This window comes from Bacillus sp. SM2101 (genome assembly GCF_018588585.1).
GTDB lineage: Bacteria > Bacillota > Bacilli > Bacillales > SM2101 > Nanhaiella > Nanhaiella sioensis.
This window is the reverse complement of record NZ_JAEUFG010000005.1, coordinates 195938-213463: the sequence shown is the minus strand read 5'-3', so window position 1 is coordinate 213463 and position 17526 is coordinate 195938. Positions and strand designations below refer to the sequence as shown.

Below are 17526 nucleotides of genomic sequence, written 5' to 3'. Positions count from 1 at the left end.
TTTACTATACTACTTTTTAAGAATATAATAGAAGAAGATTTTAATGAGGCAGGTGTAATAGATGAAATTTTTTCATACAGCTGATTGGCACTTAGGTAAATTAGTTCATGGTGTTTATATGACTGAAGATCAAGAATATGTGCTAAATCAATTAATTGAAGCAGTTGATCAAGAACGACCAGATGCTGTAATTATAGCTGGTGATGTCTATGATCGTGCTGTGCCTCCGACAGAAGCAGTTCAACTGTTAGATGAAATATTAAGAAGAATTATAATAGATTTACAAACCCCAGTTTTAGTAATTGCAGGGAATCATGATAGCCCTGGTAGACTTCATTTTGCAAGCAGTGTGTTGAAAGCAGCTGGACTACATATTGTCGGGCATCTTTCTGAAAAGGTAGAACCAGTTATTATAAGAGATGATTTCGGTGAAGTTCATTTCCATTTAGTACCTTATGCTGAACCTGGCGTTGTCAAACACTTGTTAAAAAATGAAGAGATACGAAGCCACGATGAAGCTATGGAAGCCATAGTAACTCAAATAACTGAACAAATGGATAATACCGTCAGGCATGTATTTATTGGACATCATTTTGTCACACCAAAAGGTGAAAAAGAAGAAAATACAAGTGATTCGGAGCGACCACTAGCAATTGGTGGAGCTGAGCAAGTAAATGCAAGTTATTTTTCACATTTTCATTACAGTGCTTTTGGTCATTTACATCAGGCACACAAAGTTGGAAATGATAAAATCAGGTATGCAGGATCACCATTAAAATACTCGATTTCTGAAGAGACACATAACAAAGGTTTTTACATCGTCGAGATGGATGATGTAGGTAATACATCGATAGAAAAGAGATTATTTTCTCCTCGACGTGATATGCGAACGATAGAAGGGTATATGAAGGATATCCAATTACATGATAAAAATGAAGATTATGTGTTTGTTAGATTGCTAGATGATCATCCTGTACTATTTCCGATGGAAAAAATTCGTGCTGTTTACCCTAATGCTATGCATATTGAGCAAAAGCAAAATATACCAAATATGCCAGAGGGTGCGCAGAAAAAAAATAATCAACGGACACAAATGGACGAGTTATCACTTTTCAAAGCTTTTTATACAGACGTTAAAGGTACTGAAGTGAAGCAAGATACGGAAGATTTGTTTCGGGATGTACTACAGCAAATTCTCCGAGGGGAAGGAGAACGGACATGAAGCCAATTACTTTAACGATAAGCGCATTCGGTCCATATAAGGATAGAGAAGTAATTGATTTTACTAAATTAGGTGAGCAAAGGTTGTTTGTTATTTCCGGAAGTACAGGAGCAGGTAAGACAACGATCTTTGATGCTATATGTTTTGCTTTATATGGAGAGGCAAGTGGGCAAGAACGTCAAGATACGAAAATGTTACGAAGTCATTTTGCAGATGATGATACACATACTTCAGTAGAGTTAGTGTTTTCGCTAAGGGGTAAGAAATTTCGTATCCTTCGACAGCTATCACATGTCAAGGAAGGTAACAAGACACCAACAGGTGAGCGTTATGAATTATATGAGCAATTGACTAATGGTGAAGAAATTCCATGTGTAGATCGTTTCAAAGTTACTGACATAAATAACAGACTTGAACAAATCATCGGCTTAACGAGAGACCAGTTTCGTCAAATTGTTATGCTACCACAAGGAGAGTTCCGTAAATTATTAACATCAGAAACAGAAAATAAAGAAGAAATACTTAGACGCATTTTTAAAACTGATTCGTTTAAACGGATAGCTGATCGATTGAGAGAGATGAAAAAAGAAATTGAGCTAACCTATATGAACAAGTTGAATGAACGAAGCTTATATTTTGATCAGCTAAAAGGGTTATTGCGCGATCGTGACGGGTCTAAACTAACTGAACTTCTAAAAGAAGAGCATAATAATACACATCAAATTCTATCAGCACTTGATCAAGAGATTGATGAATTTGACGAGGAATCAAAATCACTGTTGCAAAAGCAAAAGATGGAACAAAAAAAATATGATGAAACCTATGAGCTACTACACCGTGGCAAAGTAGTCAATGAACGTTTGGATTTGCTTAACACAAAAAAATCAGAGCTCTCAAATCTATTAGGTCAAGAGCAAAAAATAAAGTTAAAAGTGGATGAATTAGAGCTTGCTACTCAAGCTGAACAGCTCCAAGTTTTTGAACAACAAGTAAATATGGTAAAGCTAGAAGTTCACGATAAGGAGAATGAGCTTATAGCTGTTACAAAGAAGTTAGAGAGCACGAAACAAATTTTCGATCAAGTGAAAAAAGTTTATGAGCAGGAGCAAGAAAAAGAAGGTTTACGTGAAGCTTTATCAATAGAATTAAACCGTCTTCACGATTTAATACCTACTGTACAAGAACTTGATGCTAAACAACAATTAGTAAGCGGATTGAGTCGTGAGCTAAAACATTTAAGCAGCCAGCTTAATGAACTTAAAAATCAACATAAAACAAATTCTCTTAAAAAAACGGAACTCTTTGAACAAATTCGAACGCTTGAATCGAAGGTTGAGTCTCTGCCTGACAAACATAAACAATTGTTGTATTTAAGAGAGCAATCTAAGGCTGTCAATGAATATCTCCAGCTCGTTTTACAAGGTAAACAAGCATATAATAAAATGACACAGAGCTTTAAAAAGTATGAATACGTTAACCAAGTTTATAGTCAATTGGAAAAGCAGTGGATAGATGGACAAGCTAGTTTACTAGCTTTAAGGTTACAACCAGAAGAACCGTGCCCTGTTTGTGGTAGTATTGATCATCCAAATAAAGCGTTTTTAAGTGAAGATATGACTACAAAAGAACAGCTTGAATCGCATAAAAAAGAAAAAAATTTATGTGAAACAACGTATTTGAATGCAAAAGCAGTTTATGAAAGCTTACGTATACAGCTTGAAGAGAAAAAAGAACAAATTGAGCATTATGGGTTTTCTATAGATCAATTGCAAGAACAATATGATCAATTAGTGATTCAAGGAAAACTACTAAAAGCTGAAGTAGAGCAATTAGATCAGGACCAAAAAATTGTAGCAAAATATAAAAAAGAATACGCTAAGCTTGAGATTTCTCTTCAACAAGAAGAAGAGGAAAGGACACAAGTTGAACAGCGATATCAAGAAGTTACGATAAAATATGGTACAGAGGAAGAACTTTTACAACAAAATATAACAAAAGTGAGTGAGGAGCTTCGTTCTGTAGATAAGCTTCAAGCGACAATAACGAAAGTTACCAACGAAAAGAATCATCTCATGCATAAGTGGAAAGCGGTCCAAGACCAATTTAAACAAACCAATGAAAATGTTGTAACAGCTAACGTAAATGTGGTAAATGTAACGGATCAGTTAGCAAAAGCAAAAACAAAGCTTGAAAAAACTGAACAAACATTTTACACTGAATTACGTCTAGCAAATTTTGAGAATGATCAAGAATATTTGAGTGCAAAGCGTAATAAGGAAGCTATGAAGAAATTAAAGGGCGAAATCGAAAGCTTCCATGTGGCACTAAATACTACAAGAAAGCAAGTCGAAGAGCTCGACAAGGAGCTTGTTGGAAAAGAACGAAGTAACGTAGAGATACTAGAACAACGTGTTATGGAGTTAAAAGAACAAACTGAATTAGTGAGAAAATCTTTGCAAACATCAGAATATTACAAGATGGAGGCACAGAAGTTAAAGCAATTAATTGTTGAATCGAGTGAAGCAGAACAAAATGCCGAACAAGAACTAGGGCTGATGAGTGATCTATATAACGTTGTTCGTGGAGATAATGAAAAGAAAATCTCATTTGAAAGATACTTACAGATTGAATTTTTAGAGCAAATCATTCTTGCTGCCAATGAGAGATTAAAGCAACTCTCATATGGGCAATATTACCTTGTTCGTAGTGAACGTTTAGAAAAACGAGGTAAACAAAGTGGGTTAGGGTTAGATGTTTATGATACTTACACGGGACAAAAGCGAGATGTGAAATCCTTATCAGGTGGAGAAAAATTTAATGCGTCATTATGTTTAGCATTAGGTATGACTGACGTTATTCAATCTTACGAAGGTGGAATTTCAATCGAAACGATGTTTATTGACGAGGGCTTTGGATCACTTGATGAAGAGGCACTTCATAAAGCTATCGATACACTCGTTGAATTACAACAAACCGGGCGTATGATCGGTGTCATATCGCACGTCCAAGAATTAAAAAATGCCATGCCCGCAATATTAGAAGTTACAAAAACAAAAGAAGGCTACAGCAAAACTCGGGGCCTGACCACTGCTACGTTATTGCGTTAACGTGTCGAGGGTCTCGTTTCCGAAAAGGAGAGAGAGAAATTGACAGTTGAAAAAATTATAGAGGTTGGTTCACAGATAGAGTTGCAAGCTGTGGATTTATTGAAACCTTGGCAAACAGTGATTGTATTAGTCATTATCTTATTATTGTATATTGCATTATTAGCTGGCTCTAGCCGTGTAAAAAGAATAAAGAGCCATATGATCATAGGTGCTGTACTTGTGGTCGCCTTATCAGTTGTACACTTTTTTGATTATGAAAAAGCGCTTGCCAATGATGAAGAATTTCCTGGAAGAATGGAAGATTGGGAGCAAGAGTACGTCTTACCTTATATTAATAATTTAGAGGTGCTTACCCAAGAAATTGAAGAGATTCAATATAGTGAAGAACTTGTTGTAAAAGCCGAGGAAGAGGAAGAGATTATCGATAAATATAGACGATACTACACTCAAGAGGTTGCTGGTGAGGTACAACCTGTAAGGTTCTATTATGTTGATAACGAATTAAAGGAAGATAATGTAGGTGGGGGATTTTATAGAGTAGTTGTTGAAGAAGATCTTGAAAAGCCATATTTCACATATCAACAATTAGAACGAGGCTTCCCACACGGATTTAATAAGACAATGTATAATGTTGAAATACATGTTGGTCCTGATCATATAAAAAAATAACTAGTAATAAAAGGCCCGCTTTGTTGATATTGAGACTAATTTAGAAGAGCCATTATTATTTTTGATAGATAAATATAAAATATAAACAAATTTAAAGAAACTCGCCTATAGGTGAGTTTTTTTATTTGTTCACATGATATTTAATTTTGTGCATATAAAATAATAATCTTTTTGTTTTAAATATCCATTTATATATATTCTCCACAGTCGACTTTTTCTACTATTTATTTGTATTAATAAATAAATTTTGGAATATTATGTTATACTTTTCCTTGGAATACAAAATTAGGGGGATATGGAAAATGGAACAACAACCAAAACAAAGAAAACCATTCTATAAAAAATGGTGGGTTTGGATTATAGCTCTTGCTATTATTGCATTGGCTGTCAATGGAATGGGGGATGAAAAAGCAGATACGGGAGAACAAGAAGCCAGCCCTTCTGTTGCTGAAGTGGCAAACGAGGAATCTAAAGTTGAGGAAACAGAGAAAGAGGAAGAAACCGTAGAAGATGATGTAGAGGAAGAAAGCGTAGAAGATGATGTTCCTGTAGAATACAAATCTGCTTTGAAAAAGGCTGAATCTTACGCAAAAACGATGAATATGTCTAAAATTGCTATTTTCGATCAATTAACTTCAGAATTTGGTGAACAATTTTCTGAGGAAGCTGCGACGTATGCAATGGATAATTTAGAATATGATTGGAAAGAAAATGCTTTAAAGAAAGCGGAATCCTATTCGGAAACTATGTATATGTCAAAGCAAGGGATATACGAACAACTGACGTCTGAACATGGTGAAAAATTCACTGAGGATGAAGCCCAATATGCAATTGATAATTTAATGGCTGATTATAATAAAAATGCTTTGGAAAAAGCGAAAAGTTACCAGGAAACAATGAGCATGTCACCTGAAGCGATAAGAGACCAATTGGTGTCTGAGTATGGTGAAAAATTCACACAAGAAGAAGCCGATTACGCGATTGAAAATTTAGGTAATTAAAACAGAGGAAATTAATCGGTTTTTAGTAAGTTATACATTAAATAATATATTGAGAATTCAAAGATTGATGACCGAACATCTGTTATTTTTTATAGCATGTGTGCGGTTCTTTTTTTGATGCCAATGTATGTATCGCAAAGATCGTGTTGGTAGGATGGGTGTCTATTGATAGTTCTAAATAATGTAGAGTAAATGATCCGATTTCACCAGTGACGTTCGATAATCTATCTTCTTCTTTAATTTTATGCAATTGACTTGTGTTTTTATTATCCAAAAAGGGGGATTTCAGCAATTAGATAAGAGAATACGTCTTATTATTTAATGGGAGCCATACCTCATATAAGTTATCAATTAATATTATTTAACTCGATCTATTACTCCAATGTGTAAAATCTCCTTATTTTCATCATCTGTTATCCACCTACTAGATTAAGAACTAAATCAATTATAAGTTATAACAATATGAGGTGAAATTAAAATATATAATAGGATCAATATGATCAATGCACCCATAATAAAACTAATCCTTGCAAAGGTCTTATTTTCTTTGTTGATTATAGGGTATAAAACTATCAATAAAGTCCCAAGTCCAAGCGGTAATAAGGCTAACATTATAGATGCCTCGTTAGATAAATATAACATTATAGATACTTCCTCCTTAGATAAATACAAAGCTATTTTACCATTTTTTAGAATGAAATTATCCGACAATAATACTTATTATCAAAATTGCGTGCTTTACTATCGGAACAACCATGATTACTGTCTAAACTAGGTACTTTACTATCGGAACAACCGTGTTTACTATCCAAACAAGGTACTTTACTATCGAAACAATCATATTTACTATCCAAACTAGGTACTTTACTGTCGGAACAACCGTGTTTACTATCCAAACTAGGTACTATACTATCGGAACAACCATGATTACTATCCAAACTAGGTATTTTACTATCGAAACAATAATATTTACTATCCAAATTAGGTACTATACTATCGGAACAACCATGATTACTGTCCAAACTAGATGCTTTACTATCGAAACAACCATGATTACTATCCAAACTAGGTACATTACTATCGGAACAACCATGATTACTATCCAAACTAGGTACTTTGCTGTCGAAAAACCATGATTACTATCCAAACTAGGTACTTTACTATCCAAACTAGGTAATTTACTATCGAAACAACCATAATTACTATCCAAACAAGGTACTTTACTATCTAAACTAGATGCTTTACTATCGTTACTACTATGAATACTGTTCAAACAGAGTATCTTACTGTCCCACTCGGGCGCTTGACTGTCAGTACATCAATATATTTATTAAAACCGCTCCGATTCTATTCTCCAAGCTGATAACAGATCATTTCCTCACTAAAATGGGCTTATACAGTCAAAAATCGAATTTGTTGAAAAGTATCGAATTTTGTATGATTTAGTCAAATGGTTAATCCCTCATTACTAAAGTTGTTATTCTCTCTATTAATCTATCAAACTTTAACGAGTTTTATTATTTAATTTAAGGAGGTGATTAATAGCTATACTTCACAATTAGTTTTTCTTCTTAATTCGAGGCTGTTATTGCATTGATTGTTGTTATTCTAACTATGAAATAAATGCGTTTATACCTAGCTTCGTAGCATCTTTCTCAAGTCATAAAAAAAATTTATTTGTTGATACCTAGCCAAAAGTTTACGAAATGAGTCTATGTTAATGCCTTTAGCCCAAAATAATTGAAAAGATGGTGAGGTTATGAAAAGTATAGTAAGCAGTTCGACTAAATATTCGATAAACATCATTTTTTTCCTGTTATTATTTGTTTGTATTCCTTCAAATGTATTCGGTGCTGTAGATGATGAAAGTGAAGAGCTAGTAGCACCTCCAGGATATGAAGTAATTGATAGAGGTACATATCAATTATATTTACCTGATGATTCTGCAGCATCTGGATCTATTTCGAAATCGCTAAAGACAGATACTACTAATGTAGAAGAGGTAGGAGAAAGGGGAAACAGCAACGGTTATGTGGAACCAGAATTAATTGTTCCTGCGCTTGATGACAACGAGGCTTTTCCATTCGACACATATGAAAATCGAACAATATTTCATGGAATTGAACCATTTGAATATATCCCGATAAATTTTATCGTTGATCCTGGTTATAATGATCATTATTACAATGCGGAATATTATGAAAAGCTTGCTGGCGAGTCATTAAGTGTTCTAAATAATGCGTTAGATAAATATGATCCAAATATTGACACATTCAGAGCAATATATAGCCCTGATAATGGGTTGTTAAATTCTATCTTTCCTGTCGGTACTCCTAGAGAAATTACTTTATTATTGGACAAAAACTCATATTTTGCTGAGGGATTGACTTTGGATGTAGAAGAATGGTGGGAGAGAGCTGCATATGGGAATGAGAAAACAGGTGGGCCTGCTACGGCTAGTTTTCAAAGATCTTATGGACTAACCGAGTCACAGCAAGAAATGGCAACACTTACTCATGGGTTTGGCTTAGGTATTTCAACTGAATTTACTAGCAAAGCTTTTGCAGTAGAATTTAAAGTAGGAGTAAGCTTAAATTATAATTACTCTGATTCAAGAAGCTATGCATTTTCTAGAACGATAAATGAGGCTAACACAGAAACATTTACTAAGCCTTTCGGAACAATAGCTGGTGCAAATCCATATAAATGGGCAGTTTATAACTTAGTTACGCAATCTAAAGTTAATTTTACGCAAGCTAATCATTTTCATGAACTTAGCAAAGCGTTTGAAAATGACCTAGACGATTATGGCCTAAGACCTGATAAAAATTCTTATGTCATCAAAATGGTCAATAAAGGCTACGCAACGATGGAAGTACCAATTTATCCTGAAGATTCTCTTTTAGAAGTACCATCAAATGTACGTGTAGATTCATCATTTGCAGATTTGACGACAACTTTGTCTTGGGATCAAACTTCTGACCCGAATGTAGATGGCTTTATCGTATATAAAAATGATAGTATCGCAGCACTCATTCAAGACCCAACTGTTACGAGCTGGTTAGACGTGAATGTAGAGCCAGAAAAAAATAATGTTTATTGGATCAAGTCTTATCATAAAGATACCCTTTTTGATAACAGAACATTATATAAAACTGTATCACGTCCAAGTAATGAGGTTTTTGGGAAAGTCGAATTAACAGCCGCATCGTTAAGAGATATTGTTCAAACTAGCTGTTCTATTCCTTTTTCTTGGGAAGATGATCAACTACCAGCTGGAGAGAGAACATATTATAGAGTATATATTGGTAATCCTGACGCAGGCGGTGAAGAAGTAGGGGCATTTGAAGGCACAGATGCTTCAGTGAATATTTCTGCTGAATTATACGATGTATTAGTTGAAAATAACAACGTAGATTTTTATATTGGGAAGGAAGTTTTATATAATGATAAATTAATAAAATCACCAACTTCTAAAATAGCTAATAACTTTTCTGTAACAGAAACTGCATTTCTTTTTACTAAAACAGGATTTAACGGGGAGTGTGTTGCAGTCAGTAAAGGTCAAAAAATATCTGATGTGAGTTCAATAGATTTTCCGAATAATAGCCTATCATCTATATTAGTAAGAGGAGATGTATACGTTACACTACACAAAGATAAAAGTTATGGTGGTTTAACTCAAACGATATTTGGCAATGCGACTTTCCGTGACTTAGATTCAAAGGAAATTGGCGCTAATACGGTTTCATCTCTAGAGGTGCAAGAAAAGAAAGATGGTGTTTATCTATTTACTGGATCTCAGTATATGGGTGACATGCTATTTAAATCTAGAAATAATGATGGTATATCCTCATTTGATGATATTCAAGCAGATATCGGCTTTCCAAATGATGATTTATCTTCCGTGAAGGTTGTTGGACCGTATGCGCTAATAACCTATCAATATAAAGGCTATGATGGTGAAGTTTCTTGGTTTAATGATGGCGGTGACAAAACATTAGATGATAGAGATATAGGTGATAATCGAGCATCTGCCATCAAAATAGTAAAAGGTGAAGGTGTTCACTTCTTTAAAGATAAAAACTTCAAAGGAGAACACAATAGATATAATAATTGGTTATTGTGTGGATTAATTACTAAGGATGGGTGTGAAGGTGGTTTTCCTAATGATGCATTAAGTTCAGTCCTCGTTATAGGAGATTGGGCTGCTGTATTATATGAACATATGAATTATGAGGGAAGTATGTCTTCATATAAAGATGGATCAAAGTGGCTATCGGGTTCAAATGTTGGCAAAAACCAAGTTTCTTCATTTATGATATTGCCAAAAGGAGTTTATTTATTTAAAGATAAAAACTATAATCCACTAAATACGTATAAAAGGATTACTAAAATTGGGGCTTATTCCACGACAGAGGAAGTTGGAATTACGGAAGGCTCATTATCCTCCATATATATTGTCGGTGATTACAAAGCGACTTTGTACACAAGAACTAATTTTGGGGGGACAAGTCAATTATTTACTGTGAGTGATAAAGACCTAAGTGATAATCCAGTTGGAAACAATAATGTAAAATCTCTTACAGTCGAGGAGAAATAATAACATAAAATTCAATACACGTTGAGGTACAGACCAATATGGATTTTATGAAGCAGCAGTTCAACTTACTCAAGTTGTAAAGAAACAATTAGAAAATATCCATGCTATAAGGAATCTAGTAAAATAGCAATTTAATAGAACAACCCTAGTTTATATAAGGTAAATTGAGTCTCAACAGTCTGGCGCTAATCTGTAACAAGGATTAGTGCTTTTCTTCATTTTAGGACCATATTGTGGAGTAAAGCTTATTGGGCTAATGGATAGATCACTTCAATAAAGACATAAATTATGTCAAAAGCATCGACATAATTTATGTCTTTTGTTACTATTGACTTAAATTACGTCAAGGAGTGAAGAAAATGAGTGTAAAGAACACTAAAACCGTTCGTTACATCGAACCATCGCAACGTGCTGGTATGAGGTTCATCCAACAGGGATATGAGGGTAGCATCATCATGCTGAACCTGCTGCGTTTTCGTGATATTGCCGATTACACAGCTAATCCTGAACTATCATCGGAGGTCCCAATTAGCGGTGCTGAAGCTTTCAACCGCTATATTGAGCACACGCTCCCATTTCTCCGTGAAAGTGGGGGAGAAGTCATGTTTCTTGGTGATAGCGGAGAGTTTCTTATCGGTCCAGAAGACGAAAGGTGGGATCTTGTCATGCTAATCCGCCAGAACAGCGTGCAGTCGTTTCTTGCTTTTTCAAGTCATCAAGACTACCTTGCCGGTATTGGACATCGGACTGCAGCAATCGAAGATTCACGCCTTCTGCCCATGACAGAACTTCCGATACCGATGTAGTTAAAGGAATATGCACACTTCAGATAAATGTCAATTAACCCAAAATTATAACGGATTGTGGGTTAGTTGACGTTTAATTTTCTGGAATTTCAGCTTTCTAGATGTTTTTCATGTAAGAACCGATTGTATTCTTTTACAGCAAAACTATTAGGAATATATTTTTCTGCTAACTCGTTATGCACCTTTGCTTTTGAATAGTCTTCTAAATATATATAACAAGCACATAATTTTAGGTGAGGAATCCATGTGTAACATGATTCTTGAAAAATGGGAAACCCACAATCTTCTAATTGAGGTATTTCAATAGTTGTCGCTATTTTATACCAACTGATGGCTTGGTGAATGTCGTTCTTTAACTGAAAGCATGTTGCTAACCTGCAACATATTTCAGCTTTTGGAGAATCAACCTTAAAAGAGCCTAAACAATACTCAATCGCTTTGTCATAATTTTTAAGGTTAATATAAGTATCAGCAATCTTCCATATAGCATAACACTTAAATTCTTTATCCTGATTTGTTATAGCAAGGATGGTTTCATACAAATGAATAGCTTGCTCATAGTATTTGTGATCCAAGCATTCATTAGCATAATGTAAAATATCCCTCGGAGAAAACGTTGCCCCTTTGGCTATGGCTTTCTCGTATATTCTAATATTTCGATCTGATTTCCTTCGTTTGCTTTTATGCTTTATAGCAATATCTGTTTTTAATACTTTACCGGAAACCTCAATTACTTCATGAACATATCCATGCCATTTGAAATTACATTGTCTTTTCAATATACGATTACGATAGATTGTAACATGGTGTTTTCATCTGAGTCGAGACTATTCTGGTATACCATCATGACAGAATCAGGGTTAAGCTCTCATCAAAAAATACTACTTATTTGCGTATAGTTTTTATTGCAAGAAATGTCAAAACCTATTATAATTTAAAATGAAATTCAATATTTAGTAGTATAATTAAGTTGATAATACAATATTTTGTTATCTAGTAAAAAAGGTGTCGAAAAATCGACGTATAGATGTTCGAGAAATATAGAACATCTCCATGTAGGGAATTTGGTGAAAATCCAAAACTGTACCCGCAACTGTAAGTGCTGATGAAATAAGCGAAACCACTGTGAAGTACGATTTCATGGGAAGGGGCTTAAAGTAAAGCGAAGCACAAGTCAGGAGACCTGCCTTTTTTATGTAGTGCTATTTTCTTCGGGAGTTGGGAGGATAGGACGAGGAGAAGAAAAATCATTCAAACATTTTTTTGTTGAATGACTATTCTTAAAAGGGTGATAATTCTCTCTTTTATATATCCATCGTTCTGTTCGCTCATCTTACTAAGGATGAGCTTTTTTATATTTTAGGATGAGCAGGGTCTAGATCTGCCTTCTAACCCAATGAGTCACTTCACAATAAACCTAGCATGTGTAATGATTTCATTGCATGTTGGTGGCAGGCGAGATTCATATGCAGTTTTATTAAAAGGGGATGGAAAGAATGCAAAAGGTATTAGTTGAGTATCAGCAGCTGGCTGATGGTACGTCTGAAATGGTTTTAGATTATGTTCAAAAAATAGCTGATAGATTTCCTCATATATCATTTGATGAATATCGAGAGAAAATAATGCTAGCACTTGAGAATAAAGATGAATGGCATATTGATCAACTTACCAACGCGTTAATATTATCTGCACTGGAAAGAATTACATCGTTAGAGCCTGATTGGACTTTCTTTGCTGCAAATATATATCTTGATTCACTTTATCAAAAAGCGGCTGAAAATAGAGGTGAGTCGTCAGGTTATCACTATGGTTCATTTTATCAATTGCTATTAAAGCTGACGGAGATGGGAATTTATAGTCCGAAATTACTCTCACAATATTCAAGAGAAGAAATTGATATATTAGCAGACATTATCGTACCAGAGCGGGATCAATATTTTACATATATAGGTTTATTAACATTATCGGATCGTTATTTGGCAAAATCTCATCAAGGAGAAGTATTTGAGTTACCACAAGAGCGGTTTCTCATCATTGCAATGACATTGATGATGAACGAAAATAAGGAAAATAGATTAGCGCTTATTAAGGAATCGTATTGGGCACTCTCTAATTTGTATATGACGGTTGCAACACCAACACTTGCTAACGCAGGAAAAAGCTATGGCCAGCTATCAAGTTGTTTTATAGATACAGTTGATGATAGCTTGCAAGGGATATATGATTCGAATACAGACATCGCGAATTTATCTAAAAATGGTGGAGGGATAGGTGTTTATTTAGGGAAAATTAGAGCGAGAGGTAGTGACATAAAGGGTTTTAAAGGAGTTTCATCAGGGGTTATACCTTGGATGAAGCAGTTAAACAATACGGCAGTGTCTGTTGACCAGCTTGGCCAAAGGCAAGGAGCGATTTCAGTTTATTTAGATGTATGGCATAAGGATATATTGTCGTTTCTTGATACGAGATTAAATAATGGAGATGAAAGACTTCGTACACATGATCTATTCACCGGAGTGTGTATACCTGATGTATTTATGGAGGTTGTTGAAAAACGTGGTGAATGGTATCTTTTTGACCCACACGAAGTAAGAAAAACAATGGGCTTTTCATTAGAGGATTATTTTGATGAGGAGCGTGGCAAAGGGTCTTTTAGAGATAAATATTGGGAATGCGTCAACAATCCGATCCTTTCAAAAGAAACTGTAGCGGCGATAGATATTTTCAAAGCTATTATGATTTCACAGTTAGAAACAGGAACACCATATATGTTCTACCGAGATACAGCAAATAGAGCAAACCCAAACAGACATAAAGGGATGATTTATTGTAGTAATCTATGTACAGAAATTATGCAAAATATGAGTCCAACAGTTGTTGTTGAACAAATGGTAGATGATGGTCAAATCATTACTGTGAAAGAGCCTGGGGATTTTGTCGTTTGTAATTTATCATCAATCTCTTTAGCTAAAGCAGTTCAGGATGATGTCCTTAACAGGTTAATTAAAATACAAGTTCGTATGCTTGATAATGTAATAGATTTAAATGCAATTCCTGTATTACAAGCAGAAATAACGAATGAAAAATATAGAGGGATTGGATTAGGTACATTTGGTTGGCACCATTTATTAGCATTAAAAGGTATAGCGTGGGAAAGTGATGAAGCTGTCGCTTATTGTGATGAACTGTATGAACAAATAGCGTTCGAAACAATTCAAGCTAGCATGGAATTGGCTAAGGAAAAAACACCCTATCCTGCATTTTACGGCTCAGATTGGGAATCAGGAGTATATTTTGATTACAGAAAATATCATTCAAAACCATGGAATGAGTTAAAAGGAAATGTTAAGAAGCACGGTATTCGAAACGGCTATTTGCTTGCAGTAGCACCTAATTCATCAACTTCGATCATTGCAGGGTCTACAGCAAGTATTGACCCGATATTTAGAAAAGAATACTCTGAAGAGAAAAAGAACTATAAAATACCAGTTACTGCACCAGATTTGACACCTCACACAAACTGGTATTACAAGTCGGTTTATACTATTGACCAAAAGTGGAGTATTATGCAAAACGCGAAACGACAGCGGCATATCGACCAATCGATTTCATTTAATATTTACGTTCGGAATGACGTAAAGGCTAAAGAATTATTGGAGCTTCATACACTTGCTTGGCGAAACGAATTAAAAACAACGTATTATGTACGTTCAACATCAACTGCTGACATTGAAGATTGCGATAGCTGCCATAGTTAATAGTTAAAAGTTAAAAGAGGGGGATAATGATGATTACAATTGCAAAACGAGAGCTCATGGATGCACAAGCACCAAACTGTTCAACAAGTATGATCAACGGGGCAAGTTCAAATATATTAAACTGGGATGATGTCCGTTTTCCTTGGGCATACCCAAAATACAAAGTAATGTTAGCAAACTTCTGGACACCGTTTGAAATTAATATGGGCAAGGATATAAAACAATTTCCACAGCTCTCTCAAGTTGAGCAGGAAGCGTTTTTGAAAATCATTGGATTATTAGCTCTTTTAGATAGCATTCAATCTGACTATGCAAGTAAGGTTGCTGACTATATTACAGATTCTTCTGTCAATGCACTCATGATTATGCTAGCTCAACAGGAGGTCATTCACAATCACTCGTATTCCTATGTTTTATCAAGCATTGTACCAAAAAAAATTCAGGATGAAGTGTTTGAATATTGGCGTACAGAACATACGTTGCGAAAACGTAATGACTTTATCACGAATGGATATAAAGATTTTACTGAACAACCATCCATCGAAAACTTTTTGCACTCCATCATATATGATGTGATATTAGAAGGCTTGTTTTTCTATAGTGGCTTTGCTTTCTTTTATAATTTAGCACGAAATCAAAAAATGGTTGCAACATCAACGATGATTAATTATATAAATAGAGATGAACAAATCCATGTAGGTCTATTTGAAAAAATATATAAAGAAGTTTTGAAAGAAAACCCTGAGTATAACACCCCAGAACTAGAGCAATATGCAATTGCTACCTTCCGGAAGGCAGCAGAATTAGAAATTGAATGGGGTCGTGAAATAATAGGTAATAAAATGGATGGAATTGTGTTTGAGGAATTGGAGCAATACATTCAATATATGGCCAATAAACGTTGTCATCAATTGGGGCATGGTAGAAATGTTTTTCCTCATGCACCGATAAAAAATCCATTGCGATGGATTATCGCTTACCAAGAAGTCGATTTAGGTAAAACAGACTTTTTTGAACAAAAATCTCGTCAATATACAAAAGCATCAGACGTGAATGGTTTTGATGATTTGTAAGGTATCCCTAAGTGAAACTTTTCTATCCTAGCCTTATAGAGGGCATTCAAAATGGAATATAACTAAATAGGGTATACTGTCCCTCATCGATGGTTAAGATCCCCGCTTCTATAGGTGGAATCAGTGAATTTAGGTGGAGTAGGATCTTCATCTGATTCACTGATATTCAAGTTTACTTAAATGTGGAAACAGGATATGGAGAGATTATTTCGACAACACTAATTACACATACATCTGAACGGGCGGTATCATGCACAAGTATATTTCAACACATTTCCTTCCGTCACGTCTTAACTTCAAACTTTTTAATTCATATAAAAAAAGCACACCAATCCCATAGTTTTCCTTTATCAACAAGACACCATAAAATCCTAAGAATCGTGTTGTCATAATATTTGTCATTTTTTGTCGGTTGAACTACATAAAATCCTCCTAATTTAGTTTACAAATGGTACCATTATTGATACATTTAGGCTAAGAAAAAAAAGGAAGGTTGTTCAATTTCCCCAGTAAAGTTTATCAAATTGCTAAATTGTATGAACGTGGGTTCGAAACTGTTATCGATTGAATGCTTGTAATTTGAAGCATATAAATGAGATTAAGTGAGGTATTGAAGATATAGTTAACGATGATAAATTAACTCAGGAAAATGACAATTTAGGTACTGCCATGTGAAGGACCAAAAAACTTAAAGTGAAGAAATGAAAAAGACCTTGAACTCTTCCTTAGCATATTTTGATGAATAGGTGGTTATTATGAAAATTATTTACTCTTTAATTATCACTTCGATCCTATTATCTGGGTGTAGTGGTGGAGGTGGAGGTGGAGGTGAAGTGAGCAATGTTCACAAAGGAAATGCAGTACAACATGGTAATAACCTTGTATTTAACTATGGAGGAAACACTTATACCATAGTAGGCAAAGAAAAAAGTAATCTACCACCTGGTGAATACTTTAATGTTGTATTAATTAATGGTAAGCCGGAACTTACTAACTAAAAACAAGAAGAATAAACTTCAAAATTTTTTGAAAGGTTATATGGATTAAGGGAAAAAAGCAGGAGAGTACTTAGAACATTTAAATCAGTAAATAATGGTTTTGAATATTAATTTTGTACGTAATTATTAGTATCATACATATTTTAGAAGTCGGAAAAAGCATCTCAATAATAGAGGTGCTTTTTATTTAAAGAACTATTAGATTCTTTCAAAACTTAGAATTCTTGTGATACGTGTGACCCCAAAACTTAATTAGTAACAGAAGGGGAAAGTCATTACCATTTTCCAT

Annotated in this window: 12 protein-coding genes and 1 riboswitch; of the genes, 9 read left to right on the top strand and 3 right to left on the bottom strand. The window is 34.5% G+C overall.

The genetic code is table 11. From position 1 onward, the window contains the following. The first annotated feature begins 61 nt into the window (after positions 1–61). The 4 genes from JM172_RS06935 to JM172_RS06920 all read left to right on the top strand — a co-directional run bounded on the left by JM172_RS06935 (position 62) and on the right by JM172_RS06920 (position 5999). A complete protein-coding gene (locus tag JM172_RS06935) occupies positions 62–1222 on the top strand; it encodes an exonuclease SbcCD subunit D (protein WP_214481370.1) in 1161 nt (386 codons plus the stop codon). Further along, positions 1219–4329, top strand: a complete 3111-nt coding sequence (locus JM172_RS06930) for an SbcC/MukB-like Walker B domain-containing protein (protein ID WP_214481369.1) — start codon at positions 1219–1221, stop codon at positions 4327–4329. The genes JM172_RS06935 and JM172_RS06930 overlap by 4 nt, the downstream gene beginning before the upstream one ends. 39 nt (positions 4330–4368) lie before the next feature. Continuing rightward, positions 4369–4998 carry a hypothetical protein gene (locus JM172_RS06925; protein WP_214481368.1) on the top strand — a complete coding sequence of 210 codons (630 nt, stop codon included), beginning with the start codon at positions 4369–4371 and terminating at the stop codon, positions 4996–4998. Between the two features lie 302 nt (positions 4999–5300). Then, complete coding sequence (locus JM172_RS06920; protein WP_214481367.1) at positions 5301–5999, top strand: Ltp family lipoprotein; 699 nt, start codon at positions 5301–5303, stop codon at positions 5997–5999. Between the two features lie 82 nt (positions 6000–6081). Here the strand turns inward: JM172_RS06920 and JM172_RS06915 are convergent, their stop codons facing one another. Both JM172_RS06915 and JM172_RS06910 read right to left on the bottom strand, forming a co-directional pair. Continuing rightward, on the bottom strand, positions 6082–6273 hold the full coding sequence (locus tag JM172_RS06915) for a hypothetical protein (protein WP_214481366.1): 192 nt from the start codon (positions 6271–6273) through the stop codon (positions 6082–6084). 714 nt (positions 6274–6987) lie between these two features. Continuing rightward, complete coding sequence (locus JM172_RS06910) at positions 6988–7167, bottom strand: hypothetical protein (RefSeq protein ID WP_214481365.1); 180 nt, start codon at positions 7165–7167, stop codon at positions 6988–6990. A 591-nt stretch (positions 7168–7758) separates the two neighbouring features. Between JM172_RS06910 and JM172_RS06905 the strand changes: the two genes are divergently transcribed. After that, on the top strand, positions 7759–10602 hold the full coding sequence (locus JM172_RS06905) for a fibronectin type III domain-containing protein (RefSeq protein ID WP_214481364.1): 2844 nt from the start codon (positions 7759–7761) through the stop codon (positions 10600–10602). A 359-nt stretch (positions 10603–10961) separates the two neighbouring features. Next, positions 10962–11408: a DUF1330 domain-containing protein gene (locus JM172_RS06900; protein WP_214481363.1), complete on the top strand. Its 447-nt coding sequence runs from the start codon at positions 10962–10964 to the stop codon at positions 11406–11408. Positions 11409–11497: 89 nt separating this feature from the next. On the opposite strand, the gene JM172_RS06895 is transcribed toward JM172_RS06900, so the two are convergent. Continuing rightward, positions 11498–12187 (bottom strand): tetratricopeptide repeat protein, encoded by a 690-nt coding sequence (locus tag JM172_RS06895; protein WP_214481362.1) that lies wholly within the window; start codon positions 12185–12187, stop codon positions 11498–11500. 207 nt (positions 12188–12394) lie between these two features. Further along, positions 12395–12613, top strand: a riboswitch (cobalamin riboswitch). A gap of 282 nt (positions 12614–12895) precedes the next feature. Between JM172_RS06895 and JM172_RS06890 the strand changes: the two genes are divergently transcribed. The 3 genes from JM172_RS06890 to JM172_RS06880 all read left to right on the top strand — a co-directional run bounded on the left by JM172_RS06890 (position 12896) and on the right by JM172_RS06880 (position 17237). Continuing rightward, positions 12896–15166 carry a ribonucleoside-diphosphate reductase subunit alpha gene (locus JM172_RS06890; RefSeq protein WP_214481361.1) on the top strand — a complete coding sequence of 757 codons (2271 nt, stop codon included), beginning with the start codon at positions 12896–12898 and terminating at the stop codon, positions 15164–15166. 26 nt (positions 15167–15192) lie between these two features. Further along, entirely contained in the window at positions 15193–16239 is a 1047-nt protein-coding gene (locus JM172_RS06885; RefSeq protein WP_214481360.1) for a ribonucleotide-diphosphate reductase subunit beta, read from the top strand. A gap of 755 nt (positions 16240–16994) precedes the next feature. Then, positions 16995–17237 carry a hypothetical protein gene (locus JM172_RS06880; protein WP_214481359.1) on the top strand — a complete coding sequence of 81 codons (243 nt, stop codon included), beginning with the start codon at positions 16995–16997 and terminating at the stop codon, positions 17235–17237. Positions 17238–17526 lie beyond the last annotated feature (289 nt).

Excerpts from the sequence above, each read along its gene's own strand:
- JM172_RS06935 (WP_214481370.1), top strand. The coding sequence starts at position 62 with ATGAAATTTTTTCATACAGCTGATTGGCACTTAGGTAAATTAGTTCAT.
- JM172_RS06930 (WP_214481369.1), top strand. The coding sequence starts at position 1,219 with ATGAAGCCAATTACTTTAACGATAAGCGCATTCGGTCCATATAAGGAT.
- JM172_RS06920 (WP_214481367.1), top strand. The coding sequence starts at position 5,301 with ATGGAACAACAACCAAAACAAAGAAAACCATTCTATAAAAAATGGTGG.
- JM172_RS06905 (WP_214481364.1), top strand. The coding sequence starts at position 7,759 with ATGAAAAGTATAGTAAGCAGTTCGACTAAATATTCGATAAACATCATT.
- JM172_RS06900 (WP_214481363.1), top strand. The coding sequence starts at position 10,962 with ATGAGTGTAAAGAACACTAAAACCGTTCGTTACATCGAACCATCGCAA.
- JM172_RS06890 (WP_214481361.1), top strand. The coding sequence starts at position 12,896 with ATGGAAAGAATGCAAAAGGTATTAGTTGAGTATCAGCAGCTGGCTGAT.
- JM172_RS06885 (WP_214481360.1), top strand. The coding sequence starts at position 15,193 with ATGATGATTACAATTGCAAAACGAGAGCTCATGGATGCACAAGCACCA.
- JM172_RS06880 (WP_214481359.1), top strand. The coding sequence starts at position 16,995 with ATGAAAATTATTTACTCTTTAATTATCACTTCGATCCTATTATCTGGG.